This window comes from Aminobacter sp. BE322 (assembly GCF_050433525.1).
Lineage (GTDB): Bacteria > Pseudomonadota > Alphaproteobacteria > Rhizobiales > Rhizobiaceae > Aminobacter.
This window is the reverse complement of record NZ_JBNPXB010000019.1, coordinates 35,748-49,269: the sequence shown is the minus strand read 5'-3', so window position 1 is coordinate 49,269 and position 13,522 is coordinate 35,748. Positions and strand designations below refer to the sequence as shown.

The 13,522-nt window shown below is 64.3% G+C and carries 13 protein-coding genes; 10 read left to right on the top strand and 3 right to left on the bottom strand.

What is annotated here, in order from left to right; all coding sequences use genetic code 11:
• The 9 genes from J2X50_RS21225 to nuoG all read left to right on the top strand — a co-directional run bounded on the left by J2X50_RS21225 (position 1) and on the right by nuoG (position 10,088).
• The gene (locus tag J2X50_RS21225) at positions 1 to 1,476 is read left to right on the top strand and encodes an NADH-quinone oxidoreductase subunit M (RefSeq protein WP_429097890.1); all 1,476 of its coding nucleotides are present in this window, start codon (positions 1 to 3) and stop codon (positions 1,474 to 1,476) included.
• Positions 1,473 to 2,912, top strand: a complete 1,440-nt coding sequence (locus J2X50_RS21220) for an NADH-quinone oxidoreductase subunit N (protein ID WP_429097889.1) — start codon at positions 1,473 to 1,475, stop codon at positions 2,910 to 2,912. Before J2X50_RS21225 ends, J2X50_RS21220 begins: the two co-directional genes overlap by 4 nt.
• 150 nt (positions 2,913 to 3,062) lie before the next feature.
• A complete protein-coding gene (locus tag J2X50_RS21215) occupies positions 3,063 to 3,428 on the top strand; it encodes an NADH-quinone oxidoreductase subunit A (RefSeq protein WP_429097888.1) in 366 nt (121 codons plus the stop codon).
• The gene (locus J2X50_RS21210) at positions 3,416 to 3,919 is read left to right on the top strand and encodes a NuoB/complex I 20 kDa subunit family protein (RefSeq protein ID WP_429097887.1); all 504 of its coding nucleotides are present in this window, start codon (positions 3,416 to 3,418) and stop codon (positions 3,917 to 3,919) included. Before J2X50_RS21215 ends, J2X50_RS21210 begins: the two co-directional genes overlap by 13 nt.
• Positions 3,916 to 4,452, top strand: a complete 537-nt coding sequence (locus tag J2X50_RS21205; RefSeq protein WP_429097886.1) for an NADH-quinone oxidoreductase subunit C — start codon at positions 3,916 to 3,918, stop codon at positions 4,450 to 4,452. Before J2X50_RS21210 ends, J2X50_RS21205 begins: the two co-directional genes overlap by 4 nt.
• A 29-nt stretch (positions 4,453 to 4,481) precedes the next feature.
• Positions 4,482 to 5,696, top strand: a complete 1,215-nt coding sequence (nuoD, locus tag J2X50_RS21200; RefSeq protein WP_429097885.1) for an NADH dehydrogenase (quinone) subunit D — start codon at positions 4,482 to 4,484, stop codon at positions 5,694 to 5,696.
• 17 nt (positions 5,697 to 5,713) lie between these two features.
• Positions 5,714 to 6,211, top strand: coding sequence for an NADH-quinone oxidoreductase subunit NuoE (gene nuoE / locus J2X50_RS21195; RefSeq protein ID WP_429097884.1), 498 nt, complete (start codon positions 5,714 to 5,716; stop codon positions 6,209 to 6,211).
• A gap of 4 nt (positions 6,212 to 6,215) precedes the next feature.
• Entirely contained in the window at positions 6,216 to 7,481 is a 1,266-nt protein-coding gene (nuoF, locus tag J2X50_RS21190) for an NADH-quinone oxidoreductase subunit NuoF (protein WP_429097883.1), read from the top strand.
• 18 nt (positions 7,482 to 7,499) lie between these two features.
• The gene (nuoG, locus tag J2X50_RS21185; RefSeq protein ID WP_429097882.1) at positions 7,500 to 10,088 is read left to right on the top strand and encodes an NADH-quinone oxidoreductase subunit NuoG; all 2,589 of its coding nucleotides are present in this window, start codon (positions 7,500 to 7,502) and stop codon (positions 10,086 to 10,088) included.
• Positions 10,089 to 10,132: 44 nt separating this feature from the next.
• Here nuoG and J2X50_RS21180 read toward each other — a convergent pair whose 3' ends face one another.
• From J2X50_RS21180 to nuoH, 3 genes are read right to left on the bottom strand one after another with little or no spacing between them, the layout of a single operon-like run.
• Complete coding sequence (locus tag J2X50_RS21180; RefSeq protein WP_429097881.1) at positions 10,133 to 10,573, bottom strand: CBS domain-containing protein; 441 nt, start codon at positions 10,571 to 10,573, stop codon at positions 10,133 to 10,135.
• A 44-nt stretch (positions 10,574 to 10,617) separates the two neighbouring features.
• Positions 10,618 to 11,187, bottom strand: a complete 570-nt coding sequence (locus tag J2X50_RS21175; protein WP_429097880.1) for an NADH-quinone oxidoreductase subunit I — start codon at positions 11,185 to 11,187, stop codon at positions 10,618 to 10,620.
• A gap of 28 nt (positions 11,188 to 11,215) precedes the next feature.
• Positions 11,216 to 12,202: an NADH-quinone oxidoreductase subunit NuoH gene (gene nuoH / locus J2X50_RS21170; RefSeq protein ID WP_429097879.1), complete on the bottom strand. Its 987-nt coding sequence runs from the start codon at positions 12,200 to 12,202 to the stop codon at positions 11,216 to 11,218.
• A 404-nt stretch (positions 12,203 to 12,606) separates the two neighbouring features.
• Between nuoH and J2X50_RS21165 the strand changes: the two genes are divergently transcribed.
• The gene (locus tag J2X50_RS21165; protein WP_429097878.1) at positions 12,607 to 13,518 is read left to right on the top strand and encodes a DUF427 domain-containing protein; all 912 of its coding nucleotides are present in this window, start codon (positions 12,607 to 12,609) and stop codon (positions 13,516 to 13,518) included.
• Positions 13,519 to 13,522 lie beyond the last annotated feature (4 nt).

Here is a 13,522-nt window from a genome sequence, read left to right as displayed (position 1 = left end):
ATGGCGCTGCCGCTGCTCAGCCTCATTGTGTTCACGCCGGCGCTTGGAGCGGCGGTTCTGGTGTTCCTGCGCAACGAGCAGGCGGTGCGGTGGACGGCGCTCGGCTTCACGCTGCTGGATTTTATCCTGGCCGTGACCATGCTGGCCGGCTTCGACGCGACCACCTCCGCGATGCAGTTCACCGAGGCGCGGCCCTGGGTGCCCGCGCTCGGTATCACCTATGCGCTCGGCGTCGACGGGATCAGCGTGCTCTTCGTGTTCCTGACCGCGCTGCTCGGCTGGATCTGCGTGCTCGCCTCGTGGACCGCGATCGACAGCAAGGTCAAGGAGTTCATGATCAGCCTGCTGGCCATGCAGTCGCTGATGCTGGGCGTGTTCTGCGCGCTCGACCTGTTCCTGTTCTACGTCTTCTGGGAAGCTATGCTGATCCCGATGTACGTGATCATCGGCGTCTGGGGCGGGGAGGGCAGGGTCTACGCGGCCTTCAAGTTCTTTCTCTACACGTTGGCCGGAAGCCTGCTGTTCCTGGTCGGCGTCATCGTGCTCTATTTCCAGGGCGGCCAGACCTTCGACATCGTGGCACTGAGCACGCAGACCATACCGTTCTCGGTCCAGTCCTGGCTGTTCCTCGCGTTCCTGGTCGCCTTCGCGGTCAAGGTGCCGATGGTTCCGGTCCACACCTGGCTGCCCGACGCCCATGTGCAGGCGCCCACCGCAGGCAGCATCATCCTTGCCGCCGTGCTGCTGAAGATGGGCGCCTACGGCTTCCTGCGGTTCTCGCTGCCGATGCTGCCCGAGGCTGCGGTGTATTATTCGACGCCGATGCTGATGCTGTCGGCGCTCGCAATCGTCTATGGCGGGCTGCTCGCACTGGCGCAGGACGATCTCAAGAAGCTGGTCGCCTATTCCAGCATCAGCCACATGGGCTTCGTGACGCTGGGCATCTTCTCGCTGAACCAGCGCGGGCTCGAGGGCGGCATCCTGCAGATGTTCAATCATGGCGTGACGACGGGTGCGCTGTTCCTGTTCGTGGGCCTGATCTATGAGCGCACCCACTCGCGCAGCATCGCCGCCTATGGCGGGCTGATGAAGCTTGCTCCGGTCTACACCTCGTTTCTCGCGCTGTTCGTGCTGTCGTCGATGGCATTGCCGGGCACCAATTCATTCGTCGGCGAACTGCTGGTGCTGTCGGGCGGGTTCGCAGCCAATGCCGCCATCACCGCCGCGGCCGTACTCGGCGCGCTGCTGGGCGCGGCCTATCTGCTCGGGATGTACCGCAAGGTGGCACTTGGCCCGATCCGGCTGATCGCGGGATCGAAAGTCCGTGACGTCAACGCCCGTGAGCTGGTGGCGATCCTGCCGCTCGCGGTCCTGGTGTTCTGGGTCGGGTTCTATCCGAAACCCTTTCTCTCGATCATCGACGCATCGGTGAAGCATCTGCTCGTGCGGGTCCATGGCGGGGGGAGCGGCCCATGACCGCCTCGCTGCTGTTCCAGTCGGTGCTAGCGAGCCTGCCCGAGATCGTGGTCGTCGTCGGGGCCTGTGCCCTGCTGATTCTGGGACAGCTCCTGCCCAAGGGGCAAGGGTATTTCCTGGTCTGGGCGTCCGTCGCCATCGTGCTGGCGGCTGCCCTTGCGACGCTTCTGCTCGCCGGCGAGGTGCGGCCGGCCTATTCGGGCATGTTCGTTGCCGACCGCTTCGCGGTCTTCTTCAAGGGCGTTTTCTACCTGGCCACCGTGCTTACGTTCCTCCTGTCGCGAAAATATGCCGAGATCGAAGGGATCGAGAGCAGCGAATATTACGTGCTGCTGCTCTTTGCGCTTTCCGGCATGATGATCATGGCCTCGGCGACGGATCTGCTGTCGATCTATGTGGGCCTCGAGCTGATGGCGCTATGCACCTACGTGCTGACAGGCTTCCTGCGAAGGGAGCGGCGATCGAACGAGGCGGCGCTGAAATATGTGATCCTTGGCGGGGCTGCGACGGGGATTTTCCTTTACGGCGTCTCGCTGGTCTACGGGCTCACCGGAACGACCAGCCTCGACGGAATGGCCACCGCAGTGGCCAACAACGCGGGCGATCCCGGGTTGCTGCTCGCAGTGGTCTTCATCGTTGCCGGCCTGGCTTTCAAGGTCGGCGCGGTGCCGTTCCACATGTGGGTGCCGGACGTCTACGAGGGCGCGCCGACGACGATTACGGCCTTCATGTCGGTGGCTCCGAAGGCGGCCGGCTTTGCGGCGATCCTGCGCGTTTTCCTTAATCCGCTGGTCACGGCGTCCAACGCGTGGATCATCATCGCCGTGATCGCGGTGGTGACGATGGCGCTCGGCAGCTTCGTGGCGCTGGTCCAGGACAACTTCAAGCGCCTGCTGGCATATTCGAGCATCGCGCATGCGGGCTTTGCCATGTTCGGCGTCGTGGCCGGCGGCGCGGATGGCATCGCCAGCGTCATGCTCTACCTGCTGATCTATGCGTTCATGAACCTGGGCATCTTCGCGACCGTCATCCTGATGCGGAACGGCGATTTCTCGGGTGAGGCCATCGACGACTACGGGGGCCTGGCCAAGTCGCATCCGGGGCTCGCGCTTCTGATGCTGCTCTATCTCTTCTCGCTGGCCGGCATACCTCCAACCGCGGGATTCTTCGCCAAGTTCTACGTTCTGGTCGCGCTGGTGGAGCGCGGCTTCGTCGGGCTGGCGGTGGTGGCCGTGCTGCTGAGCGCGATTGCCGCGTATTTCTACATCCGCATCGTCATGGTGATCTACATGCGCGAGCCTGGTGAGCAAACCTATCCGGCATTGACACCTTCGGTCCGTGCCACGCTCGCCCTCACCGCGGCCGGCACGATCGGCATAGGATTGTTTCCGGCGTGGTTTCTGAAGCTTGCGCAAGACTCCGTGTTCGGTGGCTGACCGATTGAGTTTGCAATGCCTACCCCAACCGAATATCCTCGAAGATGGACGAAAGGAAAGCCCAAGTCGCTTCCTTAGGCCAGCCTAGCCGGCCCTAAGGGGGCAGCCGTTCCATGCTGGAGCCCTCGGCGCCGACTTGGACAACGCGTTATGGCTGGAATGGAATTCCTGCCGGTTCTCTTCATGACCGCCGGAATTGTCCTGGTGGCAGCGGCGACGCTGTTCGTTTCCTCCCTGTTGCGTCCTGCCAATCCCTATCCCGCCAAGAACATGCCCTATGAATGCGGCATGGATCCCGCGGGCGAGGCCGCCGGCGGCAATTTCAGGGTTCAGTTCTTCGTCCTCGCCATGCTGCTCGTGGTCTTCGACGTGGAGGCGATGTTCCTCTTCCCCTGGGCGGTCGTGCTGAAGGAGATCGGCCTGGTCGGCTACATCGAGATGTTCGTCTTCATGCTGCTGCTGCTCGTGGGCTTCGCCTATGCCTGGATGAAGGGAGCCTTGGAATGGGAGAGGTAGGCGGCACCATTCGGGACAGCGTGCTGTTCACGACGGCCGACAGCCTGATCAGTTGGGGCCGCAGGTCGGCGCTGTGGCCGGAGACTTTCGGCATCGCCTGCTGCGCCATCGAGATGATCTCGGCCGGTTGCGCCCGCTATGACCTGGATCGCTTTGGCGTCGTCTTCCGGCCGTCGCCGCGCCAGTCCGACGTCATGATCATCGCCGGAACCGTGACGCGAAAGTTCGCGCCGGTGGTGCGGCGGCTTTACGACCAGATGCCGGAGCCGCGCTGGGTCATCGCGATGGGCACCTGCGCGATCTCGGGCGGGGTCTACAACACCTATGCCGTGGTGCAGGGGGCGGAGACGTTCGTGCCGGTGGACGTGCATGTGCCCGGCTGCCCGCCGCGGCCCGAGGCGCTGATGCACGGCTTCCTGCTGCTCCAGGAGAAGATCAAGAAATCCCGCGCGTTGGCCGGGACGCCCCTGGAGCGGGTCGCAGCGTCATGAGCGCGGAGACACCCCTCATCGGCGCGCTGGTTGCGGAACGCTTTGGCGGCGCAATCGAGGATTTCGGATTCGCGCACGGCATTCAGGTTCTGGCCGCTCCGCCGGAAGCGATCGTCGAGCTTTGCCGGTTCCTGAAGGAACATCCGGCCCTGCGTTTCGATTTCCTGTCCGACATTTGCGGGGTGGATCATTACCCCGAAAAGCCGCGCTTCGAGGCCGTGTACCATCTCTATTCGGTGCCGAACAAATGGCGGGTTCGCATCAAGTGCCGCCTGGGGGATCCGCCGCGCGTCGCTTCGGTGACGAGTGTCTGGCGCACCGCCAACTGGCATGAGCGCGAGGCCTGGGACATGTACGGGATCGTGTTCGAAGGCCACCCCGACCTGCGCCGCATCTACATGTGGGAAGGCTTCGAAGGCTTCCCGCAGCGCAAGGATTTCCCGCTCAGGGGCTATAGGGACAAGCTCAATCCCTTTGGTGCCGAAGGCCGGCCGCCGACGCAGCCCGACCTCGCCACCAGGGACATACCGTAAGGGAGTTGCCTGCACGACGGTGCCTTGAGATGACCGAAGTCACGGAACTGAGCAGGCCGGAAGGCGAAGCCACCGCCGTCAAGGAGGTGCTGCTGAACCTCGGCCCGCAGCATCCCAGCACGCATGGCGTGCTGCGGCTGGTGCTGGAGCTGGAGGGCGAGTATGTCGCGCGCGTCGACCCGCATATCGGCTACCTTCACCGCGGCACCGAAAAGCTGGCCGAGAGCTTCACCTACACCCAGATATTTCCGCTGACCGACCGGCTCGACTACGTCTGCCCGCCTTCGAACAATCTGGCTTTCGCGCTTGCGGTGGAGAAGCTCCTGGGCATCGAGGCGCCGATCCGCGCCCAATATATCCGCGTGCTGATGGCCGAACTGGCGCGGATTTCCGGCCACCTCCTGATCACCGGCGCGCTGCCGATGGACTTGGGTGCCATGACCGCGCTGCTCTACGCCATGCGCGAGCGCGAAATGGTCATGGACCTCCTGGAAATGATCAGCGGGGCGCGGATGCACACCTCCTTCTGCCGGGTCGGCGGCGTGCGCGAAGACCTGCCCGCCGAGTTCTTCCCGAAGATCAGGGAGTTCTGCGACATCTTTCCGAACCGTATCCGCGACTATGAGCGGCTGCTCGAGGACAACCGGGTGTTTCTCAAGCGCACGCAGGGGGTTGGGGTGATATCGGCCGAAGACGGCATCGATCTCGGCCTGAGCGGACCGAACCTGCGCGCTTCGGGTGTCGACTGGGACATCCGCCGCGACGAGCCCTACGAAATCTACGATCGCCTCGATTTCAAGGTCGTCACACGCGACGAAGGCGACTGCTACGCGCGTTGGCAATGCCGGGTCGAGGAAATGCGCGAGAGCGTCCGGATCATCGAGCAGTGCCTGGCGCAGATGCCCGAGGGGCCGTTCCAGGTCGACATGCCCACCGTCGCATTCCCGGTGAACAAGGACAGGGTGCATTGTTCCATGGAGGCGCTGATCCAGCATTTCGACCTCGCGGCTTATGGCTTCAAGGTGCCGAAGGGCGAGGTCTATTCGGCGATCGAGGCGCCGAAGGGCGAACTCGGCTTCTACATCGTCAGCGACGGGTCCGAAAAACCGTTCCGGATGAAGGTCAGGGCGCCGTCCTTCGTCAACCTCCAGGGCATCTTCGGGGTCAGCAACGCGCGCTATCTCGCAGACATGATCGCGGTCCTGGGCAGCCTCGACCCGGTCATGGCCGAGGTGGACAAGTAGCAAGGGAGTTGGCCGCGATGGGTATGCGCGAAAGGATCGAGGCCGCCGCAGGGCGCTATCCCGACCGCCGCTCGGCGATCATGCCCGCATTGCTGATCGCGCAGAAGGAGCATGGCCACTTGCCCGGCCCGGTGCTGGAAGAGGTGGCCGATGTTCTCGGCGTCGAGCGGATCTGGGTCTACGAGCTGGCGACCTTCTACACCCTCTTCCACACAGAGCCGGTGGGTATGTTCCATTTGCAGTTGTGCGACAACCTCTCCTGCATGCTGCGCGGAGCGGAGTCTCTCCTGGCCCACATGGAGCAGGTCCTGGGGATCGCGAGGGGCGGCACGACATCCGACGGGCTGTTCACCTTGTCGACGGTCGAATGCCTAGGCGCCTGCGAGATGGCCCCGGTGATGCAGGTCGGCGACGACTATCACGGCGATCTGGACATCGCTCGTCTGGACACCCTGTTGGCGAGACTGCGCATGGCAGGCGCCGGCGTCCCGTCCGCTCCGGCGCCGGGAGCGTAGTGCCGTGTTCGAGCAGGTACTCCTCAGAAACGTGGGTGTGCCGGACGGCCATCTGATTTCGGCCTACGAGGCCGGCGGCGGCTATCGGGCGCTGGGGAAGGCGCTGCGCAAGCACACGCCCGACGAGGTCATCGAACTGGTCAAGAATTCCAACCTGCGCGGTCGCGGCGGAGCCGGCTTCCCGACGGGCATGAAATGGAGCTTCGTGCCCAAGCAGACGGGCAAGCCCAAATATCTGTGTTGCAACGCCGACGAGGGCGAGCCGGGCACCTTCAAGGACCGCATCATCATGGAGCGCGATCCCCACCAGCTGATCGAGGGGATGGCGATCAGCGCCTATGCGATCGGCGCCGAAACCGCCTATGTCTATGTTCGCGGCGAATATGTGCTGGCGATCCGGCGGCTGGAACAGGCGATCGCCGAGGCCCATGCCAGGGGCTATCTGGGAAAGCGCATCCTGGGGTCGGACTTCAATTTCGTCGTACACGTCCATTGCGGCGCCGGCGCCTATATCTGCGGCGAAGAGACCGCCATGCTCGACTCGCTCGAAGGCAAGCGCGCGCAGCCGCGCCTCAAGCCGCCGTTCCCCGCTGTGGCGGGGCTCTATGCCAGCCCGACGGTAATCAACAACGTAGAGACCCTGGTCTGCGTGCCGCACATCGTGAACCGCGGCGCCGACTGGTTCCGCGGCATCGGCCCCGACAAGAGTCCCGGACCGAAGCTCTATTGCCTGAGCGGACAGGTGCGCAAGCCGGGCCTCTACGAGTTGCCGATGGGCATACCGTTGCGCGAACTGGTCGACGACCACGCCGGCGGGCCGTTGCCGGGACGCAGGATCAAGGCGGTGATCCCGGGTGGGGTGTCGGCGTCGGTCATCCCCGAAAGCGGACTGGATGTTGGGATGGACTTCGATTCCCTTGCCGCCGTGGGGTCGATGCTGGGCTCCGCGGGGGTGATCGTGATCGACGACACCACCTGCATGGTGAAGGTCGCCACCCGCATCATCGAGTTCTTCCACCATGAATCCTGCGGCAAGTGCACCCCCTGCCGGGAGGGGCTGAACTGGGTCGTCAAGGTGCTGCGCCGGATCGAGGCGGGGCAGGGCGCGCCAGGCGACATCGAGCAGTTGCAGGCGCTCTGCAAGGGCATTTTCGGCAACACCTTCTGCGCCTTGGGCGATGGCGCGGCGATGGGGCTGCGCGCGGCGTTGGCGCATTTCGAGCATGAGTTCGCCGCCCATATCGAGGAGCGGAAGTGTCCCTTCCATTGAGAAGGCCGCGAGGAAGCGATGGTACGCGTCACGATCGATGAGCATGAGCTCGAAGTGGAGGCCGGCTCCACGATACTGCAGGCGGCCCAGGCGCTGGGCATCGAGGTTCCGACTTTCTGCTATCTGAAGCGGCTGCCGCCTCTGGCTTCCTGCCGCATGTGCCTGGTGGAGATCGCCGGGCAGAGGCGGCTTCAGCCGGCCTGCGCCACGGCCGTGACCGACGGCATGGTGGCGCGGACCAACACGCCGCTGATCGCCGAAACGCGCTCCTCGATGCTCGACATGCTGCTCGCCAATCATCCGCTCGACTGCCCGGTCTGCGACAAGGGCGGCGAGTGCGAGCTTCAGGACATGGTGATGGCCTATGGGCCGCGCAGAAGCGGGTTCAACGACCCCAAGCGCGTGTTCCACTCGCACGACATCCGCCTCAGCCCCGTTATCATCATGAACGTCAATCGCTGCATCCAGTGCCAGCGTTGCGTGCGCATGTGCGAGGAGGTGGTCGGCGCGGTCGCCCTGGGCACGGTCGAGAAGGGCATGGATACCGCCGTCACCGGCTTCGAGGGCAGTCTCGCCAGTTGCGACCAGTGCGGCAACTGCGTCGAGGTCTGTCCCGTCGGCGCGCTGATGAGCTTCCCCTACCGCTACAAGGCGCGGCCCTGGGACCTGGTCGAGACGGACACGATCTGCCCGCATTGCGGCACCGGCTGCCAGCTCACCGTGGGTTCCCGCAAAGGCGAATTCATGCGGGTCCGCTCCAAGTGGGAACACGGGGTCAACCGCGAGACGCTGTGCGCGCGCGGCCGCTTCGGGCTCGACTTCGTGGCGAGCCAGGACCGCATCAGGTCGCCCATGATCCGCCGTGACGGCGCGCTCGTGCCCGTCTCCTGGGACGAGGCCGGTGCCTACCTTCGCCGGCGCCTCGCGGAGGTCGGAGACAAGAGCGCGGGCGGGCTGGCTTCGCCGCGCCTGCCCAACGAGGTACTGTACCAGTTCCAGAAGCTCATGCGCACGGTGTTCCGCACCAACAGCATCGACTGCTCCTCGCGCTGGTCGATGCCTTTCGACATGCTCGGCCCGTTGGCCCGCTTCTACACCCGTGCCCCGCTGGACGAGGTGATCGGCAACGACCGGGTACTCGTCGTGGGCGGCAACGTGACGGAGGAAAACCCGGTCACCGAATATCTCTTGCGGGATAGCGCGCGGCGGCGACGGGTCGAGCTGCTGATGCTGTCGGCCCGACCGTCACGCCTGGACGCCGGCGCTCGTGCGGTCCTTCGCGTGCGGCCGGGCGCCGAGGCGGCCGCCCTTGCCGCAGTGCTGGCCGAGTTGACGGTTGCCGCGGACCAAGCCGTGGCAGACAAGGGATATCAGGACCACGCAACAAATGGCGGCCTGGCCGCGACCGTCGGCGGAGATGGACCGCAGCGCCTCGCCGCGGCCCTTCTGGACGGCAGGAGCGCGACGGTTCTCGTCAGCGTCGACTTGCTGAGATCGCCGGAACAGCGCGCGACGCTGCAGCAGCTGGATCGCCTCCTGCAGCTGCTTCAGGCGCTGGGCAAGGATCCGGCGATGCAGTTTCTCTTCGACCGTGCCAACCAGCTGGGTGCCTGGGACATGGGGGCATTGCCGGCGGCGCTGCCCGGCTGGCGGGCGGCCGCCGACGATGCGGCGCGTAAAGACCTCGAACAGGCATGGGGCGCGCAAATCCCGGCAGCGCCGGGGGCGGATTTCGGCGCCATGCTGGATCTGTGCGAACAGGGCCGGATGGGTGCACTCTATGTCGTGGGAAGCGATCCGCTGGCGTCATTCCCCGACCGAGGGCTCGTGCGCCGTGCGCTCGGCGCGGCCGATCTTCTGATCGTGCAGGACGCCTACCTCACGGAGACGTCTGCCCTTGCCGACGTCGTGTTGCCCGCCTCGGGCTACGGTGAGGAGTCCGGTACCTTCACCAATAATGAAGGCCGGGTTCAGAAGGTGTCCAGATTCCGCGAGCCTCCCTTTGAGGCACGCGACAACCTGGCGATATTCGATCTTGTCGTCGCACTTCGCGACGAGGTCCTGCGTCCGTCGGTGCAGCACGAGATCTTCGACGAGATCGCACGGCTCGTTCCCGCCTACCAGGGATTGACGCGGGAAGCGCTGGGCCCGGATGGCGCACTCACCAGGGCAATTCCGGTGCCGCTGGAAGCTGGCGATGCAGCTGCAGCGCCCGCACCCAGGGCCTATGACGCGCTCATGCTGATCACCGGCAACGGCCGGTTCCACAACGGTTATCTCTCGGAACGCTCGGAGATACTGAACACGATTGCCGATGAGCCATATGTCGAAATGAGCCCGCTGGATGCCGCGCGGCTTGGCTTGACCGAAGGCGAACTCGTTGTGGTGCGGTCGGCTCGGGGCGAACTGTCGGCCAAGCTCAGGCTCAACCGGCATTTCCCCGAGGGGTTGGTCTTCGTGCCGGAGAACTACGGCGCGTTGCGTCTCAACGCCCTGATGAGGCGAGGCGAATATCCGTGCCCGGTCGAAGTCGAGCTGGCGCATCCTGCAATCGCTGTCGCCGGCGTGCCTGCATCCGGGACGCAACCCTTGGAATTGGGCGGTTGACTCCGGACGAACTCAGGCGCGAACGCCGCCGCCGCGGATGCGCATCAATGATAGCCGGTGCCGGCGATGTAGTCGTGCAGCGCCTGCTCGTTGCGCAGGGATTCGTCGAGCCGGTGCTTGACCACGTCGCCGATGCTGACCACGCCGACGACGGTCTTGCCGTCGAGAACCAGCACGTGACGCGTCCGCCGCTTGGTCATGATCGCCATCACCAGGGGGAGGCCGTCACGTGTGGAACAGGTCGCCACACGGCGGTTCATGATGTCGGCGACCGCCATCGTCGGCGCGGCGCCTCCGTATTCGGCCACGGCATTGCAGCAGTCCCGCTCGGAGAGGGTGCCGAGATATTCCCCGGGAGAGCGGTTGACGACGACAAAGCCGATGTTGCTGTCGCGGAACAGCCGCAGCACCTCCACGATCGTCATCTCCGGGGCAACCGAAATGACCCCGGGGGCCTTCGTCTTCAATATCTCGCAGATCAACATCTGAACCTCCCGTCTGTGGCTCCGGCACGGCAGCTTGGACGCCTTCACCTCCGTCGGATATTGCGCCACCAGTTGTAGCCCTGGTGCTCGCTGGCCTCGACGCGCACATCCTGCCCGGCCGTCCGGAGCTGCGCCGCGACTACGGCGCCGCCTGTCGCCGCCTTGCCTGGCTTCGCGAGCAGATCGTCGCGCCCAACCACCAGGTCGCGCGAGGAAAAGCTCGAGAATTCGTATTCTTGGCCGAGCGCGATCGCGTCCGCCGGGCAGGCGTCCTCGCACAACCCGCAGAACAGGCAGCGGCTCATGTCGATCTCGAATTTCGCGGGGCGCCGGTTGCCCTTGTCATCCTCGTAAGGGACAACCTCGATGCAATAACAGGGGCAGATCCGCGCGCAGAGTTCGCAGGCCACGCACTTGATTTCGCCCTCGTCGTCGCGCTTCAGGAAGTGATGCCCGCGATACCGCGGGTAGGGCAGCCACTTCTCCTTGTCCGGATACTGCATGGTCACGGATCTGGAGAACATGTAGCTGAGCGTAAGTGCCAGCGCTTTGCCTAGATCGGCGAAGTACGTCCAGCCGATCCATTTTCCGCTACTGTCTGCCACACGCGACATCGCCGTCTCGCCATGGAACACCATGGCCCTAAAGAAAGGCAACACCAGTCACGATTATGTTCGCCAGCGAGAGTGGAAGCAAGACTTTCCAGCCGATTGCCATCAACTGATCGTAGCGATAGCGCGGCAAGGTGAAACGCAGCCAGATGAACAGGTAGACGAAGAACGCTACCTTGATCAGGAACCAGAGCAGCGGCGGCAGCGGGATCAGCACGCCGTTCCAGCCGCCGAAGAACAGCACCACCGTGAGCACCGAGATCAGCAGCATGATGGCGTATTCGCTGACCATGAAGAACGCGAAGCGGATGCCGCTGTATTCGGTGTGGAAGCCGGCACCCAGATCGCCTTCCGCCTCCGCCAGGTCGAAGGGGATGCGCTGGGCCTCGGCCATGCCCGCCACGAAGAACACGAAGAAGCCGATCGGCTGGTAGACGATGTTCCAGACATCGGCCTGGGCGCGCACGATGTCCAGCAGGCTCATCGACTGCGCCAACATGACGACGCCGATGACCGCGAAGCCCATGGGAATCTCGTAGCTGATCATCTGGGCACAGGTCCTGAGGCTGCCGAGCACGGCGTATTTGCTGTTTGCGGCCCAGCCGCCGAAGATGACGCCGTAGACCTCGATGCCGATTACCGCCAGGACGAAGAGCAGCGCCACGTTCATGTTCGAGGCATAGAGCGTGATCTCGGTGCCGAGCACCGAAACGCTTTCGCCGAAGGGAATTGCGACGAACACCACGAATGGCGGGGCAAGGGCGAGGATCGGCGCCAGCTTGAACAGCAGCCGGTCGGCGTCCGAAGGGATGTGGTCTTCCTTCGCCAGCAGCTTGATGCCGTCCGCGAGCGGCTGCAGCAGGCCGTGCCAGCCCACCCGCATCGGCCCCATCCGCTGCTGCATGTGCCCTGCGATCTTGCGTTCGAGCCAAGTCAGGGGCAGCGGCAGCAAAAGCAGCGCCGCGATCAGGAATGCGACCTTGAGGACGATGAGGCCCAGCGCGAGGAAAAGCTCCATTCGGCGGCACCATGAGGCGACAACACGTGCCACAGCCGATTTTCCTGCCCCGGCTAGGCACCTGACGCTTTCAAGCCGCGCGGACACCTCGATCCGCCGGGCTCCAAGCTCCGCGCGATGATATCACAGCCGGTCCGGGATGTCCCCGGACCGCCGCACCTTGCGGGAGCTGCAGAGGGGCCGTTGCCACGACGCCGGAAGTCTCCTTGTCGCAGCCTCCCACCTCTGCGCTGAGGATAGTGGTAGGCGATGCCGCTATTTCGGAAGAAGTAGCCTTCGTCTGGAAGGATCATGCGGTCCGACGGCGTCGCGTCGGACCAGGCAATCCAGGGTCGTCCGATCACGCGCCGCGAAATTCTTCACGGGGCTCTCGGGCCCCGTTCTAAGTGCAAGGAGACCGAAGGATGCGCCAGCAACATCTCAGGGGCCGCGGCCCGCATATTCCGCCGCTCGACAGTGTCGTTCAGTTCGAATTCGAGCCGGGATACGTGCTGTTTCCCATAGCGGTTCAAAAGCGCCTACGCGTGGAGGCTGGAGGCGCCGTGATCGCCGACACGGTCCGCGGCGTGCTTCTCTACGAATCGGACCACCTGCCCGTCTACTATTTCCCGATCGAAGACATACGCACCGATCTGATGGTCGAAAGTGGCCAGCTTGCTGGTGATCCTTTCAAGGGAACCGCAACCTACTATTCACTTCAGACACCGGCTGGCAGGATCGAAAACCTGATGTGGCGCTACGACGGGGCGGTGGCAGGGTGCCCGGATCTCTCCGGTTACGCTAGCTTCGACTGGCCGAAGGCGGATCGCTGGCTCGAGGAGGACGAAGAGATATTCGTCCATCCCCGCGATCCGTTTCGCCGCGTCGATATCCTGCCGTCAAGCCGGCACGTCCAGATCTATCTCGGGGGCGGCATGGTTGCAGAGACGCGTCGAGCGCACCTCCTGTTCGAGACGGGGCTGCCGACACGCTACTACCTGCCTATCGAGGATGTGCTGTCCGGCATCCTGCAGCCGAGCGCAACGGTCAGCCGCTGCCCCTACAAAGGCTTGGCGAACTACTACAACGTCGAGCTGAAAGGCAGGCTCTATCCCGATCTTGTCTGGCACTATCCCGAGCCCCTGCATGAAGCAGGCCGCGTTCGCGGTCTCATTTCGTTTGCGAGCGAACTCGTCGACAAGGTTGTCGTCGATGGACAAGAGCAGCCGCGACCGGTCACCGCGCTGTCGGTTTCCGCAGGCATAGACGGAACCGATCGCCAGCCTGAGTCGACAAGCACAGTGATGCCGACTGCAGAACTCGTTGCGGATGTCTAGACCA

What these genes read in the sequence shown, in the direction of transcription:
- J2X50_RS21215 (WP_429097888.1), top strand. Translation starts at nt 3,063, where the DNA reads ATGGCTGGAATGGAATTCCTGCCGGTTCTCTTCATGACCGCCGGAATT.
- J2X50_RS21175 (WP_429097880.1), bottom strand. Translation starts at nt 11,187, where the DNA reads ATGTCGCGTGTGGCAGACAGTAGCGGAAAATGGATCGGCTGGACGTAC.
- J2X50_RS21180 (WP_429097881.1), bottom strand. Translation starts at nt 10,573, where the DNA reads ATGTTGATCTGCGAGATATTGAAGACGAAGGCCCCCGGGGTCATTTCG.
- J2X50_RS21210 (WP_429097887.1), top strand. Translation starts at nt 3,416, where the DNA reads ATGGGAGAGGTAGGCGGCACCATTCGGGACAGCGTGCTGTTCACGACG.
- J2X50_RS21205 (WP_429097886.1), top strand. Translation starts at nt 3,916, where the DNA reads ATGAGCGCGGAGACACCCCTCATCGGCGCGCTGGTTGCGGAACGCTTT.
- J2X50_RS21225 (WP_429097890.1), top strand. Translation starts at nt 1, where the DNA reads ATGGCGCTGCCGCTGCTCAGCCTCATTGTGTTCACGCCGGCGCTTGGA.
- nuoE (WP_429097884.1), top strand. Translation starts at nt 5,714, where the DNA reads ATGGGTATGCGCGAAAGGATCGAGGCCGCCGCAGGGCGCTATCCCGAC.
- J2X50_RS21165 (WP_429097878.1), top strand. Translation starts at nt 12,607, where the DNA reads ATGCGCCAGCAACATCTCAGGGGCCGCGGCCCGCATATTCCGCCGCTC.
- J2X50_RS21220 (WP_429097889.1), top strand. Translation starts at nt 1,473, where the DNA reads ATGACCGCCTCGCTGCTGTTCCAGTCGGTGCTAGCGAGCCTGCCCGAG.
- nuoH (WP_429097879.1), bottom strand. Translation starts at nt 12,202, where the DNA reads ATGGAGCTTTTCCTCGCGCTGGGCCTCATCGTCCTCAAGGTCGCATTC.
- nuoG (WP_429097882.1), top strand. Translation starts at nt 7,500, where the DNA reads ATGGTACGCGTCACGATCGATGAGCATGAGCTCGAAGTGGAGGCCGGC.
- nuoD (WP_429097885.1), top strand. Translation starts at nt 4,482, where the DNA reads ATGACCGAAGTCACGGAACTGAGCAGGCCGGAAGGCGAAGCCACCGCC.